Raw genomic sequence first — 23,482 nt, 5'->3', positions numbered from 1 at the left:
AGGGATCCTTACTTGACGGTGACGTTGGTCTGCAGCACGACGATGGCCCGACCGTTGGACGCGGCCGGGTTGCCGCTGCGCGCGATGACGCGGTAGTAGTGCTCCAGCGAGGTGCCACCGGTACCGCCGTACTGGTTCTGATTGATGCTCGACCCCAGACCCAGCTGATCCTCGCTGGTGCGCTGGCCCAGATACTGGATGTAGTACTGGGCCGGCACGGCCTGGCCCGTCGGCGTCACCGTGCCGTCCACCCAGCACTCCTGGGTGCCCAGCGCGCAGCCACTGGAAGCATTGCCGGTATACGTATTGGTGGGGACGGCCGGGCACACGGTCGTTCCCGACGAACAATTGAAACCAATGGTGTTGCCGGACTTGGCGGCGTTCTGGATGGCCTTCTCCGCATCGCGCAGGGCGCCTTCGGCGGCCTGGAACCCCAGGCTGCGGTCGTACATGTTGGAGGACATACGCTCCTGCAGCAGCGTGCCGCGCAAGACGGCAAGCCCCAGCAGGGTCATCACCAGCAACAGCAGCAGGACGACGATGAGCGAAATGCCGGCCTGCCGGCGGGGCGATGGCGACGTGTTCACGGGTTCCGATTCCTGATGCTCACGATCGTGCTGAAAGTCCGCGTCACCGGCTGCGCGTTTGCACCGGCGGCCGTGTTGGCGCTGACGGTCATGTTGATCTGCACGGCGATCACGTTGGCCCAGTTGCCCACGGCGCTGGCATCGGCATAGGCGGTGCCGCCGGTGGACAGATACTTGAACTGCAAGCCGGTGACGCCGTCGGCGATTTCGTTCTTCTGACTCGTGCCACCCGGCAAGACCACTTCCTGATACAGGGAGGTGCCCCCCGTTCCTCCGCTGCTGGCCGCGACATACCACCGCACCGCGCGCACTTCGGTCAGGATGGAGTTGATCTCGTAGGTGTAATTGTTCGAGCCGGCAACGCACACGCCCGGCAGCCGTCCGAGCCGCGTGCAGGTATTGAGGCCGCCGCTCGCGTAACTGGCGGTGGTGCCGGATACGCTGTTCACCTGCAGCACCGCCAGTTGCTGGCGATCGCACAGCAGCATGACCGCGTTGCTGTGCAGGTCCGGTGCCGCCGCATTGAGCGTCAGCGTCTGGTTGGCGGGGTTGTGCGCGGTCACGGTGGCACCGCCGGTACCAGCGGAGAGGATCTGGATCGCGTCGGTGCCTGCCGTGACGGTGAGGCCGGACGGGTTGCTGTTCTCGTAGCCGGTCAGCGGCAGCGCCCAGTTCATCCACCAGCTCGCCGTGGGATTGTTCAGCACGTTCGCGACAGGCAATCCGGAATCGCAGGGATTGCCGCCGGCCTCGCGGATGTCCTGCGCCATCATCTCGAATCCGGTCCGGGCCGACTCCTGGAGCCGGCTCAAGCCCTCGGTGGCCGCATAGGTCTGGCGGTTGGAGAGGAAGATGCCGATCGCGGCACCCACCACCAGCAGGCCGAGCAGCATCGAGATCATCAGTTCGATCAGGTTGAAGCCGGATTGGCGCCGAGGCGGCGCAAGCGTGATGGATGTGTTCACAGCTGGGCCGTCGTGCTCAGGGTCTGGGTCGTGCTGCCGGCACCGTCCGCGTTCTTGCCGCGGCTGTCGTCCCATTGCACGGTGATCGTGCAATTGCCGTCGTTGCAGGCGATGGAGCCACATGTCGTGGCCGGGTCGCCACCGATCGCCGTCTTCAACCCACTGAGCCAGACGGCCTTGTCGCTCGCCACCAGATCGCCTGCCGCCGGCGCCGTGCACAGCATGCTGCCGGTGTTGTAGGCCCCCAGCATCGCCGCGCTGCGGTTGGCCCGCATCGCATCGAGGATCGTGTAGGTCTGCATGACGATCTGGCTGCGCTGCAGCGCGCTCTGGTTGTTGCGCAGCGCCGTGGTCTGCATCGCCGCCACGCCCAGCATCCCCACTCCCAGGATCAACACCGAGATCATCACCTCGATGAGGGTGACGCCGGCCATGTGTCTGCCGCTCTGGAACCGCTTCATGGTGTCTCCGCTTGCCGGAACCGGGTTAACCGGTGGTGGTGCATCTGCCGCCGTCGGATGTCGAGGTGACCTGGGCGCGGCTGCCGCCCATCAGTTTGACGCTCCGGACGTTGTTGGAGGGGTTGGTGACCGCCATGCAGACCACGATGCCACCGGTCAGTGGCGTGCCGCTGCTGTTGCGCGCGATGCCGTCCGCGCCGAAGGTCAGCTTGTCGCCCAGCGCGTCCAGGGTGGCGCTGGTGACGACCAGACCGGTGCGCAGGGTCGTGCTGCGCAGCACGGTGCCGTCGCGGGCGACGGTCAGGTAGCGGGTCCAGTTGCCGCCGCTGGCGCAGGTGGCGCCGTCGTCGCTGCGGCACAGGCTGACGCCGCCGTTCAGGCGTACCGCCTCCGAGCGCGTCAACTGCACTGCGGCAATCAGTTCGTTGGCGGCGCCGGTCAGCCGGTTGCTGCGGATCAGGCCGGTGAAGCTGGGCACCGCCAGCGCCATGATGATGGCCAGCACCGCCACAGTGACCATCAGCTCCACCAGCGTGAAGCCACGCTGCGTCCGCTCGGCAAGACCACGCTCGCAAGGCACCGCCTTCTCCTTCCCCAGATTCTCCCGCCGGCCACGCTAGCGGCCGGAGCGCCCCCGCGCCAGCCGTTGCCGACGGATGGCGGATATGGGGGAGTGGACGGGCCGTGCGCGGCACCGCGCCAGCCGGCATGATGCACCTCGGCCCTGCCCCACCGCCTTCCGTCCCCGATGCCCGCCTCCGCCTACTCCAACGACCAGTTGCAGGTCCTCAAGCAACCCTCGACCCTGATCTGGATCGTGATGGCCGGCGAATGCATCGCCGCCATCCTGGCCCTGACCCCGGTCCCGGGCGTGGGCATGGCCGGGAGCCGCTGGGTCTACTTCGGGCTGGCGTCGCTGGGCATCCAGTGGGTCGCGCTGCTGACCCTGGCCAGCCTGCTGCTGTTGCGCCGGGCGCTGGCCGGATGCGGCTTCCTGTCCATCACCGTGGCCACCCTGGGCCTGATGCAGGCGCTGACCTGGCTGATCAGCGGGGTGATCCTGTATGCCTTCGGCGACTACTGGCAGCTCTCCAGCGGCGCATGGCTGGCACTGTCGCTGCAGTTGTCCGGGATCGCCCTGCTGATCGGCCTGCTCGGCATGGCCGCGCTGCACAACCATGTGCGCATCAAGCAACTGGTCGAGCGCGCCAAGCAGGCCGAGATCGACGCGTTGACCGCGCGCGTGCAGCCGCACTTCCTGTTCAACACGCTCAACACCGCGGTGATGCTGGTGCACCGGCAGCCGCAGCAGGTCGAACAGTTGCTGATGGACCTGTCGGATCTGTTCCGCGCCGCCCTGGCCGCGCCCGACCTGGTCGACCTGCAGGACGAGATCGACCTGGCCAGGCGTTACCTGGACATCGAGGCGATCCGCTTCGGCCCGCGCCTGCGCGTGCACTGGGACGTGCCCGAGACACCGGTCCCGGTCCGGATACCGCGGCTGTCGCTGCAACCGCTGCTGGAGAACGCCGTGCACCACGGCATCGAATGCAGCGCCGAGGGCGGCGAGATCGGCGTCGCCATCGACGCACGCGACGGCGCCCTGGAGATCCGCGTGCGCAATGCGGTGCCGGTGGGCGGCCTGGCGCCGCACATCGGCCGCGGCCACCGTGTGGGCCTGTCGGCCCTGCGCACCCGCCTGGACAGCCTGGAAGGCGCCTCGCTGCACACCGGCAGCGACGGCACCTGGTTCGTCGCGACGATCCGGATCGGGCTCAGGCCATGACCCGGTAGCAGGGCCGGTACTCGCCGGAGATCTTCATGCGGCGCTGCTCGACGAAGGCGCGCAGCAGTTCGTCCAGGGCCTGCATCATGTCCGCATCGCCATGGATCTCGAACGGGCCATGCTGCTCGATGCGGCGCATGCCGTCTTCCTTGACGTTGCCGGCGACGATGCCGGAGAAGGCACGGCGCAGGTCCGCGGCCAGCGCATGCGGCGGCCGCCCATGGTGCAGATCCAGCGCGGCCATCGCCTCGTGGGTCGGCTCGAACGGACGCTGGTACTCCAGCGGAATATCCACCGACCAGTTGAAGTAGAACGCGTCCTTCTGCTCCTTGCGGTGCGTGCGCACCTGCTGGATGCCGGCGGCCATCTTCCGCGCCACCGCCACCGGATCGCCGACCACGATCTCGTAGCGCGAGGTCGCCGCTTCGCCCAGGGTCAGGCGCAGGAAGCGGTCGATCTGCTCGAAGTACGGCGCGGCGATGGTCGGGCCGGTGAGGATCAGCGGGAACGGCAGATCACGGTTCTCCTCGCGCAGCAGGATGCCGAGCAGGTACAGGATCTCTTCGGCGGTGCCGACGCCGCCGGGGAACACGATGATGCCGTGGCCGATGCGGACGAAGGCCTCCAGGCGCTTCTCGATGTCCGGCATGATCACCAGGTGGTTGACGATCGGGTTCGGCGACTCGGCGGCGATGATGCCCGGCTCGGTCACGCCGATGTAGCGGTTGTCGTGCTTGCGCTGCTTGGCATGGGCGATGGTGGCGCCCTTCATCGGCCCCTTCATCGCGCCCGGGCCGCAGCCGGTGCAGATGTCCAGGCCACGCAGGCCCAGCTCGTAGCCGACCTGCTTGGTGTACAGGTACTCGTCGCGCGAGATCGAATGGCCACCCCAGCACACCACCAGCTTGGGATCGGTCGGCTGCAGGATGCGCGCGTTGCGCAACTGCCCGAACACCGCGTTGGTGATGCCTTCGCTGGACTGCAGATCGGTGGTCGACTCGGGACCGAGTTCGATGGCCATGTAGGCCAGGTCGCGAACCACGGCGAACAGCAGCTCGGCCACGCCGTTGATGATCTCGCCGTCGACGAAGGCCATCGCCGGCGCGTTGAGCAGGTCGATGCGCACGCCGCGGTCGCGCTGCACCACCTGGATGTCGAAGTCCGGATACAGATCGCGCGCAGCGCGCGGGTCGTCGGACGCGCTGCCACTGGTCAGCACCGCCAGCGCGCAGCGCCGCAGCAGTTCGTGCAGACCGCCGCTGGAGGCATCGCGCAGCCGCGCCACTTCCACGCGGGAGAGGATGTCCAGGCCGCCGCGCGGGTAGATCCGCGCATCCACTACCGGTAGCGCCCGCGCCGCCGTATTGCTGGTCGTCATATCGAATGTCTTGTCGGTGTCGTCAGCCGGCGACTTTAACGTCAGCCCCCGCAAAAAGAAAACGGCCGGGTCGCCCCGGCCGTTTCCAACGCTTCAGCTAGCTTGCGCCGCGATCAGAACTGATAGCGGAAGCCCAACTGCAGCGACCACTGCGACACGCCGGTGTTGAAACCGTCGGCGTCGGCATTCGCGGCCGTCGGCTGGTCGGTGTACAGGGTGTTGTACACGTACTTGCCCTGGTAGATGCCCTGCAGGTTGGCGACGCGGGCGTCGGCGTAGAAGCCGTAGTCGTAGATCCGGCCCCACTTCTTGTTCAGCAGGTTGCCGACGTTCTGGATGTCCAGCCAGACCTCGGACTTGTGGCCCTTGAAGAAGCCCGGCAACTGCTGGGTGATGCGCACGTCGAAGGTGTTGATCCAGCCGGAACGGAAGCCGTTGGCCGGGGCGTAGCTGCCGGCGTACTTGGCCAGCTGCGGGTTCTTGGCCAGCCAGTCGAAGAACTGCTGCTGCAGCGCCGGGTTGGCGGTGAACGCGCCGGTGTTGCTCAGCGTGCCGAACAGCACGTCGCCCGGGCCCTTCGGCACGTAGAACAGGTCGTTGGTCGAGCGGCCGTCGCCGTTGGCGTCGCCGTTGAACACGTAGCTGTACGGACGGCCGCTGCGGCCTTCGTAGACCAGGCCCACGCGGGTCTCGTAGTCGCCGAAGAACATGTGCTTCCAGTCCAGCGAGCCGGAGATGCGGTCCTTGATCTCGTAGCGCGAGGTGTTCTCGGTGTCCGAGTTGGCGTTGAAGGCGTACTGGTAGCCCCAACCCGAGCTGGCGGTGGAGCTGGTCAGCGAACCGACTTCGGTGGCGTGCGTGTAGGTGTAGCCCAGGCTCCAGGACCAGTCGCCGCCTTCGCTGAACGGCTTGGACAGCGACACGGTGAACTGCTGGGTCTTGCCCTTGTCGGTGTTGTCGATCAGGTAGACGTCGCTATACGCCTGGTTGCGGTTGTAGCGATTGTTGCCGGTGGCCCACGGACGACCGGTCTGCGACGGGCTCCAGTACAGTGCGCGGCCGTCCGGACCGTAGTAGGCCGGGCTCGGATCCTGGCCCGGGCCGTTGACGCGACCGATGTTCAGGCTCTTGTAGTACAGGCCGTCCTTGACCTTGGTCACCAGCAACTCGGCCGAGGCCACGATGCCGTACCACGGCAGTTCGTGATCCAGCGCCAGGTTGGCCTTGTACAGCGACGGCAGCTTGAAGTCGTTGCCGACGAAGCTCACGCCCTGGGTCGCCGAGCCCGGGGCGTTGGGCACCGGCTGGGTGTCCTTGTTGGGGCTGAACGGCAGCGCCGGGTTGTAGGCGGTGTAGCTGTAGGCGTTGTAGTTGAAGCCGGTGTTGGAATAGCTGTTGCCGATCCACACCTGCGGCGCATCGCCCTGGAACAGGCCCACGCCACCGCGCAGCTGGGTCGGACGGTCGGTGTCGAAGGTGTAGTTGAAGCCGAAGCGCGGCTGGATCAGGAAATCGCCGTTGAAGATCTTGCTGTTGTCGTAGCCGAAGTAGGCCTGCGCCGCAGCGTTGTAGGTCGGATCCGGGCTCACGCTCGCACGATCGCCGCGCAGGCCCAGGGTCAGGGTCAGGTTGTTGTTGACGTACCAGGTGTCCTGCACGAACAGGCCGAGGTTGCTGTTCTTGTAGTCGGCCGCGATCGAACCCGGGCTACGCTCCTGGTTGAGCTGGTACGAGCTCCAGCGGCCGCTGGCGAAGTTGTCCAGGCCGAAGAAGGTGTACACGCCCCAGGTGTTGCGGCCGTACAGGTTGTAGATGTCGTTGGTGCTGTAGTCGACGCCGAACTTCAGGTTGTGGTTGTCCAGGGTCAGGGTGCCCGCACCGTAGTAGTTCCAGGTCTTGGTGGTGAGGATGTTGCCCTGCGAGTTGGTCTCGGTGCCCAGGTACAGCACGTCGCCGGTCGGGTTGGCGACCGTGCCGTCGAAGTACACGGCGATGCTCGGCGCGTTGGTCGGCACCACGCGGATCGCGGAGTAGTCGCGGTAGGACACCTTGAACTCGGTGGAGAAGTTCTCGGACCAGTCGCTGAACAGCTGGCCGACGTAGCTCTCGACCGACTTCTCATGCTGGTACCAGTACGAGCTCAGCGAAGCCTGGCTGGAGCTGCCGGCGCCGTTGATGCGCAGCTTGCTCTGGTCGAGCTTGCTGTAGCGGAAGCTGGCGCGGTGGTTGTCGCTGATGTTCCAGTCGAGCTTGAGCGCGTATTCCTTCAGGTCGGTGTTGCCGTCGCTGTCCAGGGTGCCGGCGTCGAAGCCGTAGTTCTTGGCGATCTGCTGGGCGCGGGTCACGTCGGCCATGCCGTACTTGGCGTTGGCCTTGCCCAGCGCGGTGCTGCCCAGGTCCAGGCCCGGCGCGTCCTGCTGGAACTTCTCGTAGTTGGCGAAGAAGAACAGCTTGTCCTTGACGATCGGGCCGCCGAAGGTCGCGCCGTAGGTCTTCTCCTTGGTGAAGCCGTTGAACTTGCTGCCGTCCGGGTTGTCGCCGAACCAGTCGCCATCGCGATAGCTGCCGTACACCGAGCCGTGGAACTCGTTGGTACCGGACTTGGTCACCGCGTTGACGGTGGCGCCGGCGGCGCTGGCGATGCTGACGTCGTAGTTGGACAGGTTGACGTCGATGGCTTCGATGGCCTCCATCGACACCGGCTGGCGCCGGGTGGTCATGTTGTTGCCTTCCAGGCCGAAGGTGTCGCTGGCCGACACGCCGTCGATGTTGATCGAGTTGTAGCGCGGGTTCAGGCCGCCGGCGCTGATCGTGCCCGAGGCGCGATCGACGAAGGCCACGCGCGGATCCAGGCGCATGTAGTCCTGGATGTTGCCGTTCATCGACGGCAGCGCTTCGATCTGCTCGCGGCCGACGTTGGTGCCCGAGCCCATCTTGGTGGCGCTGAACACTTCCGAGCCGGTGGCGATGGCGACGGCGTTGACCGTTTCCAGCGTGGTCGGCGCAGCCATGTCGCCGGTCAGGTCGGCGTTGATGGTGGCGTTCTGGTTGACGCTCAGGTACACGCCGTCTTCGGTCTTGGTGCCGTCGCCCGACTTGGTGATGGTGATGCTGTACGGACCGCCGACGCGCAGGCCGCGCGCGTTGTAGCGACCGGCGGCATCGGTGGTGGCGCGGCTGACCGTGCCCGACTCGACGTGGGTGATGGTCACCTCGGCGCCAGCGACCGGCTGGCCGCCATGGGTCACCACACCGCCGACACCGGCGGAGGTGCTCTGGGCGAACACCGGCGCAGCGGCCAGCGCCGCGACGAGGCCCAGGGTGAGCTTGGACATCCGCAGACGGGGTTGAATCATTGCAATAGCCTCGATGGAGTTTGACGAAATGCGCGTGGCAAGCCGTGCGGGTACGGACGCACGACCGCGAAATGGGGGGCTGGTCACCCTTGCCGATTCCCCGCAAGGGTTAACGTGAGTTTAACACCATAGAGCGCATTTGTTGCCAAACCGTGACAACCAGGCATCACCGGACATCACAAGACCCGAATCGCAGTTTTGGCGGGCATCGGCAGCCATCCGCGGCGACGTCGTGACGTGAGCCGGGAACGGCGCGAGACCGGGTCGACAGGCGGCCGCCCCGCCCAGGCAACGGGCGGCCGGGCCTCCCCTGCAAACTCCACGTCCCTGCACTCGATACCGCCCTCCCCGGCGGCACGGATCCGCGCAGCAGGTCTCGGCTCAGCCGGCGACCGGCAGCTTCAGGTAGGCGCTGAGGCCGTCCAGGAACATCTGCACCGAGATCGCCACCAGCAGCATGCCCATCAGCCGCTCGACCGCGGTCAGCACGCGCATGCCGAGCAGCTTGTACAGCAGGGTGCCGGAGAACAGCAGCGCCGAGGTCGCCAGCCAGGCCAGGATCAGCGCCAGGCTCCATTCGCCCAGCCGGGTCGGCTCGTTGCTGCCCATCAGCATCACCGCGGCCATGCCGGAGGGGCCGGCCACCAGCGGGATGGCCAGCGGCACGATGAAGGGCTCGCCATCGGGGATCTCGCCCATCAGCCCTTCCGGTCGCGGGAAGATCATGCGGATGCCGATCAGGAACAGCACGATGCCGCCGGCGATCGCCACCGACTCCTGGCGCAGGTGCATCACTTCCAGGGCGTACTTGCCGCCCCAAAGGAAGCCCATCAGCACGCCGAGCGCGATCAGCAGTTCGCGCGCGAGCACGATGCGCTGGCGCCGCGCCGGCAGCGGCTTGAGCACGCTGAGGAATACCGGGATGTTGCCCAGCGGGTCGAGGATCAGGAACAGCAGCAGCGCTGCCGAGAGGATGGTCATGCCAGGGGATTCCAGATCGCGCCGCGGTGCGCGGCGCCGGCGGGCGACAACAGCTCGACGCAGGCGCCGGCGTAACGCGCCGGGTCGACCGCGTCGAGGTCTTCTTGATGGGTATAGGCGCGGGCGCGCAAGGCGGTGCGCATCGGCCCCGGCTGCAGGCCGGCCACGCGCACGCGCGAGGCGGCCAGTTCGCCGTGCAGGCTCGCCAGCAGGCCGCGGCGGCCATGCTGGGCCGCGCCGTAGCCGCCCCAGTAGGCCTGGCCGACCCGCGCCGGATCGTCCACGGCGAACACGATCGCGGCATCCTCGGCCTGCCGCAGCAACGGCAGGCAGGCCTGGGTCAGCCAGGCCGCGGCGGTCAGGTTGACGTGGAGGGCGCGCGCGAACTGGGCCGGATCGGCATGCTCGAACGGGGTCAGCCCGGCGAAGTCCGCGGCGCAGTGCAGCAGCCCGTCCAGGCGGCCGAGCTCGCCCTGCAGGCGCTCGGCCAGGGTCGCGTAGTCCGCCGGGGTGGCGCCGAGCAGGTCCAACGGATACAGCAGCGGCGCGGCACCGATCGCGGCGATCGCGTCGTAGACCCGGTTCAGGCGCGCCGGCCTGTGCCCGAGCAGGACCACCGTGGCCCCGGCCTGCGCGCAGGCCAGCGCCGCGGCGCTGCCGAGCCCGCCGGCGGCGCCGCTGACCAGAATCACCCGCTGCGCCAGCGCGCCGGCCTGCGGCGACGCAGGCGCGCTCACGACTGGTAGGCCTCGGTCACGATGCGCTGCAGCTCCCCGGACTCGAACAGCTCCATGGTGATGTCGCAGCCGCCGATCAGTTCGCCATGGATGAACAGCTGCGGGAACGTCGGCCAGTTCGAGTAGCGCGGCAGGTTGGCCCGGATCTCCGGCTCGTCGAGCACGTTGACGGTGTGCAGGCGGTCGGCACCGGCAGCCAGCAGCGCCTGCAACGCGCGGCTGGAAAAGCCGCACATCGGGTACTGCGGCGTGCCCTTCATGAACAACACGATGGGATGGCGTTCGACGTCGGCCTGGATGCGCTCCATCACCTGCATGCGGGTTCTCTCCTGCTGGGGCGAAAGAACGACCTTGGCGGTCGGCTAGACTCTCGCGTAGCCGCATAGTGTAAGCCCTGCGCGCGGCAGTACCGCGACACGCACCCGAAACCGCCCGAGGATCCATGCCCATCGAACTCGCTCCCCTGCCCTACGGCGCCGCGTCGCTGGCCCCGCACCTGTCCGCCGCGGCGGTGGAACAACACCACGGCCAGCATCAGCGCGCCCTGGTGGAACGGCTCAATGCGCGGCTGGCCGGCAGCGACCTGGCGGAACTGGCGCTGCCGGACCTGCTGCGGCGCGCCCAGGGCCGGCTGTTCCAGGACGCGGCCGAGGTCTGGAACCACGAGTTCTACTGGCGCTGCCTGCGCCCGCGCGGCGGTGGCGAACCCGGCGGCGCGCTCGGCGAGCGCCTGACCAAGAGCTTCGGCGACGTCGCCCGGTTCAAGGCCGAGTTCGAACGCATGGCGCTGGCGGTGTTTGGCTCGGGCTGGGTCTGGCTGGTGCAACGTCCGGACGGCAGCCTGGCCGTGGTCAGCACTGCCAACGCCGGCACGCCGCTGACCGGCGACGACACGCCGCTGCTGGCCTGCGACGTCTGGGAACACGCCTACTACACCGACTATCCCGGCGACCGCGCGCGCTATCTGCAGGCGTTCTGGAAGCTGGTGAACTGGGAGTTCGCGGCGTCCAATCTGCGTTGAGCCGGGATTCGGGATTCCGGGATTGGGGATTGGCAGGAGCGGCGGCCATGCCGCCGGTTCCTGGCCCAGGCGTGACCTGGGTCTCTTGGTTCAGCGCTGGCCGCGCAGGGCGGCGATCACCGGGGTCACCTGGGCGTCGCGCTGCAGTTGCGCGCCCACCGTCTGCAGAGCCTGCGCCAGCGCCTCCGGCGTGTCCTCGCGCAGGGTGGCGTGGCCGACCTTGCGGCCCTCGCGCGGCTCCTTGCCGTAGTCGTGCCAATGCCCGCCGGGCTGCGCCAGCACCGGCGCGGCGTCGGGCATCGCACCGATCCAGTTGAGCATGCAGGCATGGCCGCGCATCCGGGTGGACCCGAGCGGCAGCCCCAGCACCGCACGCAGGTGATTCTCGAACTGCGAGGTCTCCGCGCCTTCGATGGTCCAGTGGCCGGAGTTGTGCACGCGCGGGGCCATCTCGTTGGCCAGCAGTTCGCCGTCGCGGCAGAACAGTTCCAGCGCGAACACGCCCACGTACTGCAGGCGCTCGGCCAGGGCGTGTGCATGCGCCACCGCCGCCTGCTCCAGCGCGGCATCGGCCTGCGCCGGCGCCAGGCTGGCCGAGAGCACGCCATGCACGTGCCAGTTCTCGGTCAGCGGCCAGGTGCGAAATTCGCCGTCGCGGCCACGCACCGCCACCACGCTGACCTCGCGCTGGAACGGCACGAACGCCTCGGCGATCAGGCCCACGCTGGCCGCCTGCGCGCCCAGCGCCTCCCAGGCCGCATCGGCATCGGCGGCGGAGGCGATGCGGAACTGGCCCTTGCCGTCGTAGCCGAGCCGGCGGGTCTTGAGGATGCATGGCGTGCCGACCTGCGCCAGCGCCGCGTCCAGATCGGCGCGGGTGTCGATCGCGGCGAACGCCGGCACCGGGATGCCGAGCTCGCGGAACAGGGTCTTCTCGGCCAGGCGGTCCTGCGCCACGGCCAGCGCATCCGGACTCGGGAACACCGGCACCTGCCCGGCCAGGGCGGCGGCGCTGTCCGCCGGCACGTTCTCGAAATCGAAGGTCGCCACGTCGACCGCGTCGGCGAACGCGGCCAGCGCCGCCTGGTCGGCATAGTCGCCGACCCGCAGCGGCGCGACTTGCCCGGCGCAGGCATCGGCCGCCGGATCCAGCAGCGCGAAGCGCAGGCCCAGCGGCACACCGGCCACCGCCATCATGCGCGCCAACTGCCCCGCGCCCAGAATGCCGACGGTGGTCATTGGCGCGGATCGTCCTTGGCCATCACGTCGTCGGTCTGGCGCTGGCGGAAGTCGCCCAGCGCGGTGCCGATCTCGGCGTGGTCGTGCGCCAGCATGGCCGCGGCGAACAGCGCGGCGTTGGCCGCGCCGGCGTTGCCGATCGCGAAGGTGGCCACGGGGATGCCGGCCGGCATCTGCACGATCGACAGCAACGAGTCCATGCCGTTGAGGGCCTTGGACTGCACCGGCACGCCCAGCACCGGCACCGCGGTCTTGGCCGCCAGCATGCCCGGCAGATGCGCAGCACCGCCGGCACCGGCCACGATCGCACGCAGGCCGCGCCCGGCCGCTTGCTCGGCATAGGAGAACAACACGTCGGGGGTGCGGTGCGCCGACACCACCTTCACTTCATAGGGCACGCCCAGCGCATCGAGTTTCTGCGCTGCATGCTGCATGGTCTCCCAGTCGGAGCGGGAACCCATCACGATGCCGACGAGCGGCGCGGTTTGCTTGGAGGTCATGGCCGTCCCCTGCCTTAAAGACGTATTCTAGCCGTCTTCCACGCAAGACGAAGACCGGATGGACCGCAAACTGCTCGACCTGCTGTGCTCGCCCGACACCCGCCAACCGCTGGCGCTGCTGGAGGCGCGCGGCCTGGAGGCGCTGAACCGCGCCATCGCCGCCGGCGGCGTGCAGCGCGCCGATGGCAGCGCGCAGGCGCAACCGCTACGCGAAGCCCTGATCACCCGCGACCGCAAGCAGGTGTTCCGCGTCGACGACGGCATTCCGGTGCTGCTGGCCGAAGAAGCCATCGGCACCGCCCAGCTCGCCGACTTCCCGGCCAAATGAGCCGCGACACGGCGCCGCCGCAGGCGCCCGCCGCGGAGCTGATCGCCGCCGACGTCGCGCGCGCGCTGGCCGAGGACCTCGGCAGCGGCGACGTCACCGCCGCGCTGTTGCCCGACCGCGCCGACAGCGCCTACCTGCTTTGCAAGCAGAACGCGGTGATCGCCGGCCGCCCTTGGTTCGACGCCTGCCATCAGGCGCTGGATCCGCAGGTCAGGATCGACTGGCAGGTGGCCGAAGGCCAGCACGTGGCCGCCGGCACCGTGCTGGCCCTGCTGCACGGGCGCAGCCGCGCCCTGGTCAGCGCCGAGCGCACCTCGCTGAACTTCCTGCAGACCCTGTCGGCCACCGCTACCGCCACCGCCGCCTGCGTGGCCGCGGTCGCCGGCACCGGCGCGCGCATCCTGGATACGCGCAAGACCCTGCCCGGCCTGCGCCTGGCGCAGAAGTACGCGGTGCGCTGCGGTGGCGGCAGCAACCACCGCATCGGCCTGTACGACACGGTGATGCTGAAGGAAAACCACATCCATGCCGCCGGCTCGCTGTCCGCGGCAGTGGCCGCCGCGCGCGCGCAGTGGCCGGCGCTGCCGCTGGTGGTCGAGGTGGAAACCCTGGAGCAACTGCGCGAGGCACTGCAGGCCGGCTGCGACCGCATCCTGATCGACGACTTCACCGCGGAACAGCGCCGCGCCGCGGTGGCGATCGCCGCGGCCGCACCGTTCCACCGCGCGATCCCGCTGGAAGTCTCCGGCGGCGTCGACCTGGAGGCGGTGCGCGCGATCGCGGAGGACGGCGTCGACTGCATCTCCATCGGCGCGCTGACCAAGCACGTGCAGGCCGTGGATCTGTCGCTGAAACTCGGCCCGCCGCCGCAATAGCGACGACGCCGCGCCGCAGCGGCGCCGGGTGGCCCATCCCATGCCGGTGGCGGAGGTGGACCCACCTGGCGTACCCACGGCGCCGACGTCGATGCTTCCAGCCTGGCTGGATGAGGCCCGTCGCTGGGCAGCGCAGGCCAAGACACGGGGGGCGGCTGCGTAGCGCCCTTACGCCGGCCACCACCGCCACCAGTGGGACACCACCACCTGCCCTCGGCCCGCACGCCGCGCCCCACACTTCACGGCCTCGCCAACGCCGCTCTGCGACGCTGCGCGCTCCTCCTGCCCGCCGAGTTCGCCGATGTTCCGCCCCTGGTTCGCGCTGCTGTGTGTCGCCGCCCTGTTTCCCGCAGGCCGCGCCGCGGCCGCGGAAGTCTGCGATCTGCCGCCGCGTTTCGGCCTGACCCCGGCGGCGGTGGCGATCGTGCGCACCGCCTGCAACGAACACCGGCTGTGGTGGCGCCCGTTCATCGATCGCGACGGCCGCCTCACCGGCCTGCGCGTCACCGAGGCCGAACGCGCCGACCTCGCCGACGACGGCATCGAAGCCTGGCAGCGTGTGGCCGCGTACTGGCGCGACAGCGGCACGCTGGGCGCGATGGGACGGTTCGACGGCGCCGAAAGCTGCCAGCAGCTGGACGGGTCGCGCTACCGCGAGAACGACTGCCGCGCCTTCCTCGTCGACAACCCGTGGTCGGCGGCCTTCGTGTCCTACGTGATGGTGCGCGCCGGCGTGGCCGGCTTCCACACCTCGATCCGCCACATCGACTACATCCGCGCCGCCTACCAGGCCGGCGCCGACGGCCTGCCCTATCGCTTCGCCGACCCGCAGCAGGAAAAACCCGCTCCCGGCGACCTGCTGTGCTTCCTGCGCGGCCGCCGGCAGCCGGTCGGCGCCGCCGGCCTGCGCGAGGCGCTGGCACGCGGCCGCCCGCTGCCCTGGGAATCGCATTGCGACATCGTGGTCGCGGCCAACGTCGGCGGCGACCAGACCCTGTACCTGATCGGCGGCAACGTGTTCAACGCGGTGACCATGCGCAAGCTCAAGCTGGACCGCAGCGGGCGCCTGCAACTGGACGCGCCGCTGGCGCAGGACCAGAACGACGAAGGCGCCGCGCTCGAATGCACGCCTGGCCACGAGGAACTGTGCGACTTCAACCGCCAGGACTGGTCGGCCCTGCTGAAGCTGCAACCGCAGGCGCAGCTGCTGCCGCCGACCCTGCCCACCGCTCCTGCTGCAGTGCCGATCACGCCGGCGACCGCGACTCCAGCAAGCGCGGCACCCGGCACGCCTGCAGCACCGCCCACCGCCCCGAACGTGCCGCCCCCGCCACCGGCGCCCGCCGCAGTGCCTGCGCCGCCACAACCCGCCGCGCCCAGCAAAGACGCGCCCAAGACCGAGCCACAATCCTAGAACTGCGACACAGCGTCCAACCACGACGTCGCCGCCTCCAAAACAGGATTCGCGCGGATGCGCACCTGCGCGATCGACGCGCCGTGCAACCTTTGCTCGGCAGGATGGTGGTTGCCAAAACCCTTCGGCTCGGTGCCCCGAAGCCCCCGCAGGTGCGCTGACGCGGCATCGCCCCGGCAGTGCATCGCCCCTGCAGCCACCGACCCACCTGCCAATCCCCAATCCCGAATCCCGAATCCCAGCCCCACACCAGATTGCCCCCCTACCGACGCATCGCTACAGTGGCGCCATGCCCAGCCTGATCCTGTTGATGATCGCCGGCGCGGCGGTGTTCGCGTTCTGGAACGCCTCGCGTGCCGCCGCCGAACGCGCCGAAATCCTCGGCCGCAATGCCTGCAAGGCCGCCGACGTGCAATGGCTGGACCAGAGCGTGCATGGCACCGGCCTGCGCCTGCGGCGGCTGCCCAGCGGCTGGCTCGGCTTCGAGCGCAGCTTCCGCTTCGACTATTCCTACGACGGCACCGACCGCCACAGCGGGCGCCTGGTGCTGCTCGGCGATCAGCTGATCGCGTTCACCGGGCCGTCGGTGGCCAGCGTAAGCAGCCTGCAGGACGTCCGCGCGCAGCGCGACTGAGGGCCATGCACCACGGCTGCGCAGCGATGACGTGTGGCCTCTCATGCAGCGGCAAAGGCGGCGCGCAACCGTTCCGCCATGCCACCTCGAAATGGACCGCGACTGCTGGGATCTATCCGCCTGTCGTAGGAGCGGCTTCAGCCGCGGCGGCGTGACCGGTCACGGCTGTTGCGGCTGAAGCCGCTCCTACGCCAGAACGCCGTGCGCGATGCGCGCATAGCGGAAACACCAAGACACGGGTACCGCGCGCGGCCACCGAGGCCGCGCATTGCCTGCTTACTTGACCACGCGCAGGCGCGGGCGCTTGCCGGCGTCGTCGGAACCGCCCGGCCGCGGCGGTGGCGGGGTGTCGTCGCCCGGCGGCTCGCTGGCGCCGTGAATGTCGTCCGGCAACGCCATGCCCTGCCCGGTCTCGCGTGCATAGACAGCCAGCACCGCGGCCATCGGCACCTGTACCGGGTAGCTGACGCCGCCGAAGCGGGCGGTGAAGCTGACCCCGTCGTTGTCGATCTGCAGACGCACCACCGCGCGCTCGGCGATGTTCAGCACCACCCGCCCGTCCTTGACCGCGCTCGGCGGCACCTGCACGCCGGGCAGGCCCGCATCCACCAGGATGTGCGGGGTCATGCCGTTGTCGTTGATCCATTCCACCAGCGCCCGCAGCAGGTACGGGCGATGGCTGGTCATGCGGGAAGTGTCGTCGCTCATGCGCCCATTCTACGTGCCGGCGCGCAACGCCGGTACAGTTCCAAAGACAGCGAGGACCGCGCGGCGGACAGCATCATGCCGGCAGGTCGCGCAGTTTCTTTTCCTGGTCGGTCAGGCTGCGGATGAACCCCGGATTGCGGAAGATGCGGTTGCCGTAATCCTCGATCGCCTTGCCGTCCTTCGGCAGCGGGATGTCCAGCGCCTGCAGGCGCCAGATGATCGGCGCCATCGCGCAATCGGCCAGGCTCATCTCCGGATTGAGGAAGAACTTGCTGGCCTTGAACAGCGGCACCGAGGCGGTCAGCAGTTCCTTCAGGCGCTTGCGCCCGGCTTCGGCCTGGGCCTTGTTGCCGAGCTGGATCGCCTGCACCTGAGGCACCCAGTCGTGCTCGATGCGCAGCATCGCCAGGCGCAGCCGCGCGCGCGAGAGCGGATCGACCGGCATCAGCGGCGGATGCGGGTAGCGCTCGTCCAGGTACTCGCTGACCACCGAGGCGGCGTACAGCACCAGCTCGCGCTCCACCAGCGTCGGCACCGAGTGGTAGGGATTCAGGTCGATCAGGTCTTCCGGCGGATTCTGCGGATCCACCGCCACGAAATCGTAGGTCACGCCCTTGGCCGCGAGCACCAGGCGGACGCGGTGGCACAGGACATCATCCGTGGAGGAAAACAACGTCAAGGTATTTCGCATGCGCAAACTCGCCGCCATTCAAGGCTCTCCGACGGCCGGAATCCGCCGGCCGCATCGACGCCGCCCGCACATTGCGGACGGTCGTCACGGCCCCTGAGTGTGCAACCCTCGCTCACAAAAGCCAATAGGATGAACAGGGGATCGGCTCAGCAACGGTGCAGCCGGGGCGCGGCCGAAACGGCCGGCGCTCAATGCACGTCCTTCCAGTATTCCTTCTTCAGCAGATAGGCCAGGAAGGTCAGCAGCGCCAGGAACAGCACCACCCACACGCCCAGGCTCTGCCGCTTGAGCGCCGCCGGCTCGCTGGCGTACTCGAGGAAATTGCTGATGTCGCGCACCGTCTGGTCGAACTCGACCGGGCTCTGCTTGCCCGGCGTGGCCAGCTGCAGCCGCTCCACCGGCTTGTCCACGCCCGGCTGCTCGGCCTTGCCGTAGACCGGCTGCTGCAGGCCCTGCAGGTCCCACAGCGGATTGGGCATGGAGGCGTTGGCGAACAGCTTGTTGTTCCAGCCCAATGGCCGCGATTGGTCGAGGTAGAACGACTTGAGGTAGGTGTAGACCCAGTCGGTGCCGCGCACGCGGGCGATCAGGCTCAGGTCCGGCGGCGCCTTGCCGAACCACTTGGCCGCCGCATCGTGCGGCATCGCCGTCTCGATGTGCTCGCCGATCTTGGTGCCGGTGAAGTTGAGGTTGTGCATCACCTCGTCCTCGCTCAGCCCCAGATCCTCGGCCATGCGCTGGTAGCGCAGGTACTTGAGCGAATGGCAGCCGGAACAGTAGTTCATGAACAGCTTGGCGCCGCGTTGCAGCGAGGCGCGGTCGCCCAGGTCGTTGCCGGCCTGCAGGGTGGCGCCGCCCTCGGCCGCCATGGCCGAGGCGGACAGCAGCAGCGCCGAGGCGAAGCCGGCGAGCACAGCGATCAGGCGCTTAGTCATGGCTGCTCACCCGCTCCGGCACCGGCTTGGTTCGATCCAGCGAGGTCCATATCGGCATCGTCAGGAAGAAGGCGAAATACAGCACGGTCAGCACGCGGCCGATATAGGTCTCGATGATCTCGGTGCCGGGACCGGAGCCGATCACGCCGAGCCAGACGAAGCACACCGCCAGCACCCCCAGCATCACCCGCGAGATCCAGCCGCGGTAGCGGATCGACTTGACCTTGGCACGGTCCAGCCACGGCACCAGGAACAGGATCGCGATCGCCGAGAACATCACCAGCACGCCGCCGAGCTTGTTCGGCACCACCCGCAACATCGCGTAGTACGGGGTGTAGTACCAGACCGGCTTGATGTGCTCCGGCGTCACCAGGCGGTTGGCCTCGGTGAAGTTGTCGTGCTCCAGGAACAGACCGCCGAAGCCGGGCGCGAAGAAGATGATGAAGGCGCCGATCATCAGCAGGAAGCCGACGCCGACCATGTCCTTGACCGTGTAGTACGGATGGAACGGGATGCCGTCGGCCGGCTTGTTGGCGTTCCAGCGATTGCCCTTGGGCCCCTTCTTGATCTCCACGCCGTCGGGATTGTTGGAGCCGACTTCGTGCAGCGCGCCCAGGTGCAGCACCACCAGCAACAGCAGCACCAGCGGCAGCGCGATCACGTGCAGGGCGAAGAAGCGGTTGAGGGTGGCGTCGGACGGCAGGTAGTCGCCCATGATCCACTCGGTCAGGCCGTTGCCGATCACCGGGATCGCGCCGAACAGCGAGATGATCACCTTCGCGCCCCAGAACGACATCTGCCCCCAGGGCAGCACGTAGCCCATGAAGGCTTCGGCCATCAGCACCAGGTAGATCAGCATGCCCAGGATCCACACCAGCTCGCGCGGCTTCTTGTAGCTGCCGTACATCAGCCCGCGGAACATGTGCAGGTACACCACGATGAAGAACAGCGAGGCGCCGGTGGAGTGCATGTAGCGGATCAGCCAGCCCCACTCGACGTCGCGCATGATGTACTCGACCGAGTTGAACGCCTCGGCCGCGCTGGTCTTGTAGTGCATCGTCAGGAAGATGCCGGTGACGATCTGGTTGACCAGCACCACCAGCGCCAGCGAACCGAAGTAGTACCAGAGGTTGAAGTTCTTGGGCGCGTAGTACTCGCTGACGTGCTTGCGGTAGAACGGCATCAGCCCGGGGGCGCGCTCGTTGACCCAGTCGAACACGTTGCCCGCGGTGCGGGTGAGGATGTTGTCGGCCATGACTTACGCCCCTCCCTTCGCGGATGCGCCCGGATCCACGCCGATCACCAGCGTGTTGTCGTCCTGGTAGTGGTGCGGCGGCACCAACAGGTTGATCGGCGCCGGCACGCCCTGGAACACGCGGCCGGACATGTCGAAGCGCGACTTGTGGCAGGGGCAGAAATAGCCGCCCTTCCAGTCGGGGTCGTAGGGTTCGGGGCGGATCTCGGCGACCATTTCCGGCGAGCAGCCCAGGTGCGTGCACAGGCCGACCAGCACCGAGACGTCGGGCTTGATCGAGCGGTACTCGGGGTTCTTCAGCACGTAGTCCGGCTGCTGGTCCTTGTTGGTGGACTCCGGATCCTTGAGCCGGCCGTCCAGCGACGGCAACGCATCGAGCATCGCCTTGGAGCGCTTGACGATCCAGATCGGCTGGCCGCGCCACTCGAGGATCAGGCGCTGGCCTTCCTGCAGCGCGCTGATGTCGGCGGTGACCGGCGCGCCGGCCAGCTTGGCCTTTGCGCTCGGATTCCAGGACTTGATGAAAGGAACCGCGACGAACCCCGCGCCGACCGCGCCCACGACGGACGTGGTGGCGGTGAGAAAGCGGCGGCGTCCTGCATTTACAGAATCGTTGACCCCATCGTTGGCCATCCGGCACTCCGATCTGTGATTGGGTAGCGTGAGGCTGCCAGCAGCTCGGTGGGGGTCGAGCCGCACTGAATCCACTGCAGTGTAGCGGAACCCTTAACGCGTCGACAATGGAGTCCGAAACGCCCGCGCCAAGGCCGCGGACAGGCTCAATGCGCGGTCGCCAGCACGCCGCGATAGCGCTCGGCGAGCACGCCCACCCGTTGCACGTAGCGTTGGGTCTCGCTGTACGGCGGCACCCCGCCGTGTTTGTCTACCGCGCCTTCGCCGGCGTTGTAGCCAGCCGCGGCCAGACTGAGATTGCCGTTGAAGCGCTTCAGCAGCCACGCCAGGTACTGCACGCCGCCGCGAATGTTTTGCGCTGCATCATACGAATCGCTGACGCCGAAGCGGCGCGCGGTCGGCGGCATCAGCTGCATCAGCCCCTGCGCGCCGGCGCGGCTGAGCGCCATCGGGTTGTAGGCGGATTCGGCATGGATGATGGCGCGCACCACGGCCTCGTCGACGCCGTACTCGCGTGCGGCCGCGGCGATCTCGCTCTGGTAGGCGGTGGTGTTCAGGCGCACCGCACCGAAGTTGACCCCGGGGTTGGCGCAGGCGTAGCAGGTCTCCATGAAGCTGTAGCGGATGGTGCGCACCGCGCCGAGATTGGCGACCTGGGTCGGGCGCGCACTGGTGTAGTGGCGCACGCCGTCCTTCATGTACGAGTACAGCTGGCCGCTGACCAGGCGGCGTGGCGCCCCGCTGTTGCTGGGCGGCACCGGTGCGACCCGGTTGGGCACGGCGTTGGCGGTGACCGGGGCCGGCGCGGCCACCTGTGCGCTGATCAAGGTCGCCGGCGCCACGGTGCCGGCGGTGGCGATGACGCCGCGGCTGGGCGGCCGCTCGGTGCCGGCCCTGGCCGGGGCCGGTGTGGCACGCGCGGCGCGGCGATCGGGGGTGTAGCGGCCGATCACGCTGCAGTTGGCGCCGGACACGCGCTTGCTGCCGTAGCTGGGCACGCCGTCGCTGCCGGTGCACTTGTACAGGGTGCCGGCGCTGGCCGGCGCAGCCGTCAACGTGGCGAGTCCCAGCCCCAGGAGCCACAGCATCCCCTTCATTGCGGCGAGTGTCCCAACTTCCCCGACGCTTGCCAAGTGCGCGCCACCCCAGGACGGCATGGCGACCTAGGCGGCGGCAGGTCCAGGCACCTGTTCCGCAGGCACGGGCGCCGGCACCTGCTCCAGCAACGCGTTCAGCACCCCGCGCAGCGCCGCCCGCACCTCAGGCGTGGCCTCCAGGTCGGCGAACGGCACGCCGATGGTCAGCAACTGCGCGGCCAGCCACGGCACCGCGTCGGCCAGCAGCGACAGCCGGCAATAGCCGTCGGCCTCGTCCTGCAGGGTGCCGCACCACAGCGGAATGCGTGCGCCGAGGTCGGCGGCGCTGCCGCGCAGCCGCACGCTCAGGGCGTAGCCCAGCGCCTGCGGGCTGTAGCGGATCGCCGCGTCGACCATGGTCGCCGCATCCTGCGGCGGCAGGCGCAACGCCACCGCCGCACCAAGCTGCAAGGGTGCGGCGATGCGCTCGGCGCGGAAGGTGCGCCAGTCGGCGCGATCGCGGTCCCAGGCCAGCAGGTACCAGCGGCGCCCGGCGTTGACCAGGCGCAAGGGTTCGACCAGGCGTTGGCTGATGCGGCCGCGGTGGTCGCGGTAGGCGAAACCAAGCAGGCGCCGGTCGCGGCAGGCGCTGGCGACGCCGATCAGCACCCGCGTGTCCGGCCGCAGCGGGTCCTGGCCCAGCGCCAGGGTCGCGCCCTGCAAGGCCTCGGCGCGCTGGCGCACCCGCGCCGGCAGCAGCGGTTCGAGCTTGGCCAGTACCCGCACCGCGGTGTCCTCCAGGCCGGCCATGCTGGCGCAGGCGGCGCGCAGCGCCACCGCGACCGCCACCGCCTCGTCCTCCTCGAACAGCAGCGGCAGCATCTGCGCGCCGGCGGCCAGCCGGTAGCCGCCGCCCACCCCGGCCGCCGCCTCCACCGCGTAGCCCAGCGCGCGCAGCCGCTCCACGTCGCGGCGCAGGCTGCGCCGGTCCACGCCCAGCCGCTCGGCCAGCTCGGCGCCGGACCACAGCCGGCGCGTCTGCAGCAGGGCGATCAGGCGCAACAGGCGGGCGGCGGGCGAGGACATCGGCACACGCTATTGCGGACAAGATCTGTCCGCAATGGGGTCTAGGCTGTCCGCACCGATCAGCCAGGAGCCGCCCATGACCGCCGACCGCCACATCACGTTGTTCCACAATCCGCAGTCGCGCTCGCGCGGCGTGCTGATCCTGCTCGAGGAATTGGGCGCCGACTACGCCATCGAGCGCATCGACTTCGCGCGGCAGGCGCAACTGACGCCGGAGTACCTGGCAATCAACCCGATGGGCAAGGTGCCGGCGATCGTGCACGCCGGCGCGGTGGTCACCGAGCAGGGCGCGATCTACCCCTACCTGGCCGACCTGTATCCCGAAGCCGGACTGGCGCCACCGATCGGCGACCCGCTGCGTGGCCCCTATCTGCGCTGGCTGGCGTTCTACGGCGCCTGCTTCGAACCGGCGCTGGTCGACCGCGCGCTCAAGCGCGAACCGCCGCCGCGGGCGATGTCGCCCTATGCCGACTGCGACACCGTGCTGGCCGTGGTGGACGCGCAACTGGCGCGCGGCGACTACCTGCTCGGCGCGCGCTGCAGCGCGGCCGACGTGCTGTGGGGCAGCGCGCTGGGCTGGATGCTGCAGTTCGGCCTGCTCGATTCGCCGGCGCCGACCCGCGCCTACGCCGCGCGGATGGCCGAGCGGCCGGCGGTACAGCGCGCGCTGGCGGTGGATGCCGCAGCGAGTTAAGCGTGGCTGACACAACGTCGCGCGCAGTTGCCAGGTGGGTGCGGACGGCGCGGAGAAACCGCAGTGTACGTGTGGCACATGAGGATTCCGGGCACCGTCCGCGCCCGCCTGGCGGCTGCGCAGTAGTTTGTCGGCCACGCTT

General features: G+C 68.9%; 25 protein-coding genes and 1 other RNA gene. 7 read left to right on the top strand and 19 right to left on the bottom strand.

The annotated features are described in order from the left end of the window. Positions 1-8: 8 nt before the first annotated feature. The 4 genes from NUG21_RS07985 to NUG21_RS07970 are packed head-to-tail and all read right to left on the bottom strand — an operon-like array spanning position 9 to position 2,533. Positions 9-587, bottom strand: coding sequence for a pilus assembly PilX family protein (locus tag NUG21_RS07985; RefSeq protein ID WP_160945917.1), 579 nt, complete (start codon positions 585-587; stop codon positions 9-11). Continuing rightward, the gene (locus tag NUG21_RS07980; RefSeq protein WP_263392752.1) at positions 584-1,552 is read right to left on the bottom strand and encodes a PilW family protein; all 969 of its coding nucleotides are present in this window, start codon (positions 1,550-1,552) and stop codon (positions 584-586) included. Before NUG21_RS07980 ends, NUG21_RS07985 begins: the two co-directional genes overlap by 4 nt. Further along, positions 1,549-2,013: a type IV pilus modification protein PilV gene (gene pilV, locus NUG21_RS07975; protein WP_019796710.1), complete on the bottom strand. Its 465-nt coding sequence runs from the start codon at positions 2,011-2,013 to the stop codon at positions 1,549-1,551. The genes NUG21_RS07980 and pilV overlap by 4 nt, the downstream gene beginning before the upstream one ends. Positions 2,014-2,038: 25 nt before the next feature. Then, positions 2,039-2,533, bottom strand: a complete 495-nt coding sequence (locus NUG21_RS07970) for a GspH/FimT family pseudopilin (RefSeq protein ID WP_263393057.1) — start codon at positions 2,531-2,533, stop codon at positions 2,039-2,041. Between the two features lie 228 nt (positions 2,534-2,761). Between NUG21_RS07970 and NUG21_RS07965 the strand changes: the two genes are divergently transcribed. After that, positions 2,762-3,799, top strand: a complete 1,038-nt coding sequence (locus NUG21_RS07965) for a sensor histidine kinase (protein WP_263392751.1) — start codon at positions 2,762-2,764, stop codon at positions 3,797-3,799. On the opposite strand, the gene ppnN is transcribed toward NUG21_RS07965, so the two are convergent. The 5 genes from ppnN to grxD all read right to left on the bottom strand — a co-directional run bounded on the left by ppnN (position 3,789) and on the right by grxD (position 10,568). Continuing rightward, entirely contained in the window at positions 3,789-5,177 is a 1,389-nt protein-coding gene (gene ppnN / locus NUG21_RS07960) for a nucleotide 5'-monophosphate nucleosidase PpnN (protein ID WP_242084467.1), read from the bottom strand. The genes NUG21_RS07965 and ppnN overlap by 11 nt on opposite strands. A gap of 113 nt (positions 5,178-5,290) precedes the next feature. Further along, positions 5,291-8,512 (bottom strand): TonB-dependent receptor, encoded by a 3,222-nt coding sequence (locus tag NUG21_RS07955; protein WP_242084630.1) that lies wholly within the window; start codon positions 8,510-8,512, stop codon positions 5,291-5,293. A 402-nt stretch (positions 8,513-8,914) separates the two neighbouring features. Continuing rightward, complete coding sequence (locus tag NUG21_RS07950) at positions 8,915-9,514, bottom strand: MarC family protein (protein WP_048489899.1); 600 nt, start codon at positions 9,512-9,514, stop codon at positions 8,915-8,917. Beyond that, on the bottom strand, positions 9,511-10,251 hold the full coding sequence (locus tag NUG21_RS07945) for an SDR family NAD(P)-dependent oxidoreductase (RefSeq protein WP_263392750.1): 741 nt from the start codon (positions 10,249-10,251) through the stop codon (positions 9,511-9,513). Before NUG21_RS07945 ends, NUG21_RS07950 begins: the two co-directional genes overlap by 4 nt. Then, on the bottom strand, positions 10,248-10,568 hold the full coding sequence (gene grxD, locus NUG21_RS07940) for a Grx4 family monothiol glutaredoxin (RefSeq protein ID WP_010342114.1): 321 nt from the start codon (positions 10,566-10,568) through the stop codon (positions 10,248-10,250). Before grxD ends, NUG21_RS07945 begins: the two co-directional genes overlap by 4 nt. 125 nt (positions 10,569-10,693) lie before the next feature. On the opposite strand from grxD, the gene NUG21_RS07935 reads away from it, so the two are divergent. After that, the gene (locus tag NUG21_RS07935; RefSeq protein WP_263392749.1) at positions 10,694-11,272 is read left to right on the top strand and encodes a superoxide dismutase; all 579 of its coding nucleotides are present in this window, start codon (positions 10,694-10,696) and stop codon (positions 11,270-11,272) included. A gap of 90 nt (positions 11,273-11,362) precedes the next feature. Here the strand turns inward: NUG21_RS07935 and NUG21_RS07930 are convergent, their stop codons facing one another. Both NUG21_RS07930 and purE read right to left on the bottom strand, forming a co-directional pair. After that, positions 11,363-12,511: a 5-(carboxyamino)imidazole ribonucleotide synthase gene (locus NUG21_RS07930; RefSeq protein ID WP_263392748.1), complete on the bottom strand. Its 1,149-nt coding sequence runs from the start codon at positions 12,509-12,511 to the stop codon at positions 11,363-11,365. Next, on the bottom strand, positions 12,508-13,011 hold the full coding sequence (purE, locus tag NUG21_RS07925; protein ID WP_010342117.1) for a 5-(carboxyamino)imidazole ribonucleotide mutase: 504 nt from the start codon (positions 13,009-13,011) through the stop codon (positions 12,508-12,510). Before purE ends, NUG21_RS07930 begins: the two co-directional genes overlap by 4 nt. Before the next feature lie 58 nt (positions 13,012-13,069). On the opposite strand from purE, the gene NUG21_RS07920 reads away from it, so the two are divergent. The 4 genes from NUG21_RS07920 (at position 13,070) to NUG21_RS07905 (ending at position 16,262) form a co-directional block, all read left to right on the top strand. Next, positions 13,070-13,339, top strand: coding sequence for a Trm112 family protein (locus NUG21_RS07920; protein ID WP_010342118.1), 270 nt, complete (start codon positions 13,070-13,072; stop codon positions 13,337-13,339). Continuing rightward, entirely contained in the window at positions 13,336-14,214 is an 879-nt protein-coding gene (nadC, locus tag NUG21_RS07915) for a carboxylating nicotinate-nucleotide diphosphorylase (protein WP_263392747.1), read from the top strand. The genes NUG21_RS07920 and nadC overlap by 4 nt, the downstream gene beginning before the upstream one ends. Before the next feature lie 301 nt (positions 14,215-14,515). After that, positions 14,516-15,628 carry a DUF2272 domain-containing protein gene (locus tag NUG21_RS07910; protein WP_263392746.1) on the top strand — a complete coding sequence of 371 codons (1,113 nt, stop codon included), beginning with the start codon at positions 14,516-14,518 and terminating at the stop codon, positions 15,626-15,628. A gap of 289 nt (positions 15,629-15,917) precedes the next feature. Next, positions 15,918-16,262 carry a DUF3301 domain-containing protein gene (locus NUG21_RS07905; RefSeq protein ID WP_019797482.1) on the top strand — a complete coding sequence of 115 codons (345 nt, stop codon included), beginning with the start codon at positions 15,918-15,920 and terminating at the stop codon, positions 16,260-16,262. 276 nt (positions 16,263-16,538) lie between these two features. On the opposite strand, the gene NUG21_RS07900 is transcribed toward NUG21_RS07905, so the two are convergent. The 7 genes from NUG21_RS07900 to NUG21_RS07870 form a co-directional block, all read right to left on the bottom strand. Next, the gene (locus NUG21_RS07900; RefSeq protein ID WP_160945906.1) at positions 16,539-16,970 is read right to left on the bottom strand and encodes a ClpXP protease specificity-enhancing factor; all 432 of its coding nucleotides are present in this window, start codon (positions 16,968-16,970) and stop codon (positions 16,539-16,541) included. Positions 16,971-17,043: 73 nt separating this feature from the next. Beyond that, entirely contained in the window at positions 17,044-17,679 is a 636-nt protein-coding gene (locus NUG21_RS07895) for a glutathione S-transferase N-terminal domain-containing protein (protein WP_010342124.1), read from the bottom strand. Between the two features lie 170 nt (positions 17,680-17,849). After that, positions 17,850-18,596, bottom strand: coding sequence for a cytochrome c1 (locus NUG21_RS07890; protein ID WP_019796223.1), 747 nt, complete (start codon positions 18,594-18,596; stop codon positions 17,850-17,852). Continuing rightward, complete coding sequence (locus NUG21_RS07885; protein WP_019796224.1) at positions 18,589-19,851, bottom strand: cytochrome b; 1,263 nt, start codon at positions 19,849-19,851, stop codon at positions 18,589-18,591. Before NUG21_RS07885 ends, NUG21_RS07890 begins: the two co-directional genes overlap by 8 nt. A 3-nt stretch (positions 19,852-19,854) precedes the next feature. Then, positions 19,855-20,484 carry a ubiquinol-cytochrome c reductase iron-sulfur subunit gene (petA, locus tag NUG21_RS07880; RefSeq protein ID WP_019796225.1) on the bottom strand — a complete coding sequence of 210 codons (630 nt, stop codon included), beginning with the start codon at positions 20,482-20,484 and terminating at the stop codon, positions 19,855-19,857. Between the two features lie 146 nt (positions 20,485-20,630). After that, positions 20,631-21,581, bottom strand: coding sequence for a lytic transglycosylase domain-containing protein (locus NUG21_RS07875; protein WP_263392745.1), 951 nt, complete (start codon positions 21,579-21,581; stop codon positions 20,631-20,633). 66 nt (positions 21,582-21,647) lie between these two features. Then, positions 21,648-22,646 carry a helix-turn-helix transcriptional regulator gene (locus tag NUG21_RS07870; RefSeq protein WP_263392744.1) on the bottom strand — a complete coding sequence of 333 codons (999 nt, stop codon included), beginning with the start codon at positions 22,644-22,646 and terminating at the stop codon, positions 21,648-21,650. Positions 22,647-22,722: 76 nt separating this feature from the next. Between NUG21_RS07870 and NUG21_RS07865 the strand changes: the two genes are divergently transcribed. Further along, on the top strand, positions 22,723-23,340 hold the full coding sequence (locus NUG21_RS07865; protein WP_263392743.1) for a glutathione S-transferase family protein: 618 nt from the start codon (positions 22,723-22,725) through the stop codon (positions 23,338-23,340). A gap of 4 nt (positions 23,341-23,344) precedes the next feature. On the opposite strand, the gene NUG21_RS07860 is transcribed toward NUG21_RS07865, so the two are convergent. Then, positions 23,345-23,420, bottom strand: a non-coding RNA gene (locus tag NUG21_RS07860) — sX9 sRNA. Positions 23,421-23,482 lie beyond the last annotated feature (62 nt).

Source organism: Xanthomonas sp. CFBP 8445 (assembly GCF_025666235.1).
Classification (GTDB): domain Bacteria; phylum Pseudomonadota; class Gammaproteobacteria; order Xanthomonadales; family Xanthomonadaceae; genus Xanthomonas_A; species Xanthomonas_A indica.
Note: the sequence above shows the minus strand (reverse complement) of the source record. Positions and strands in the feature narration are given on the sequence as shown.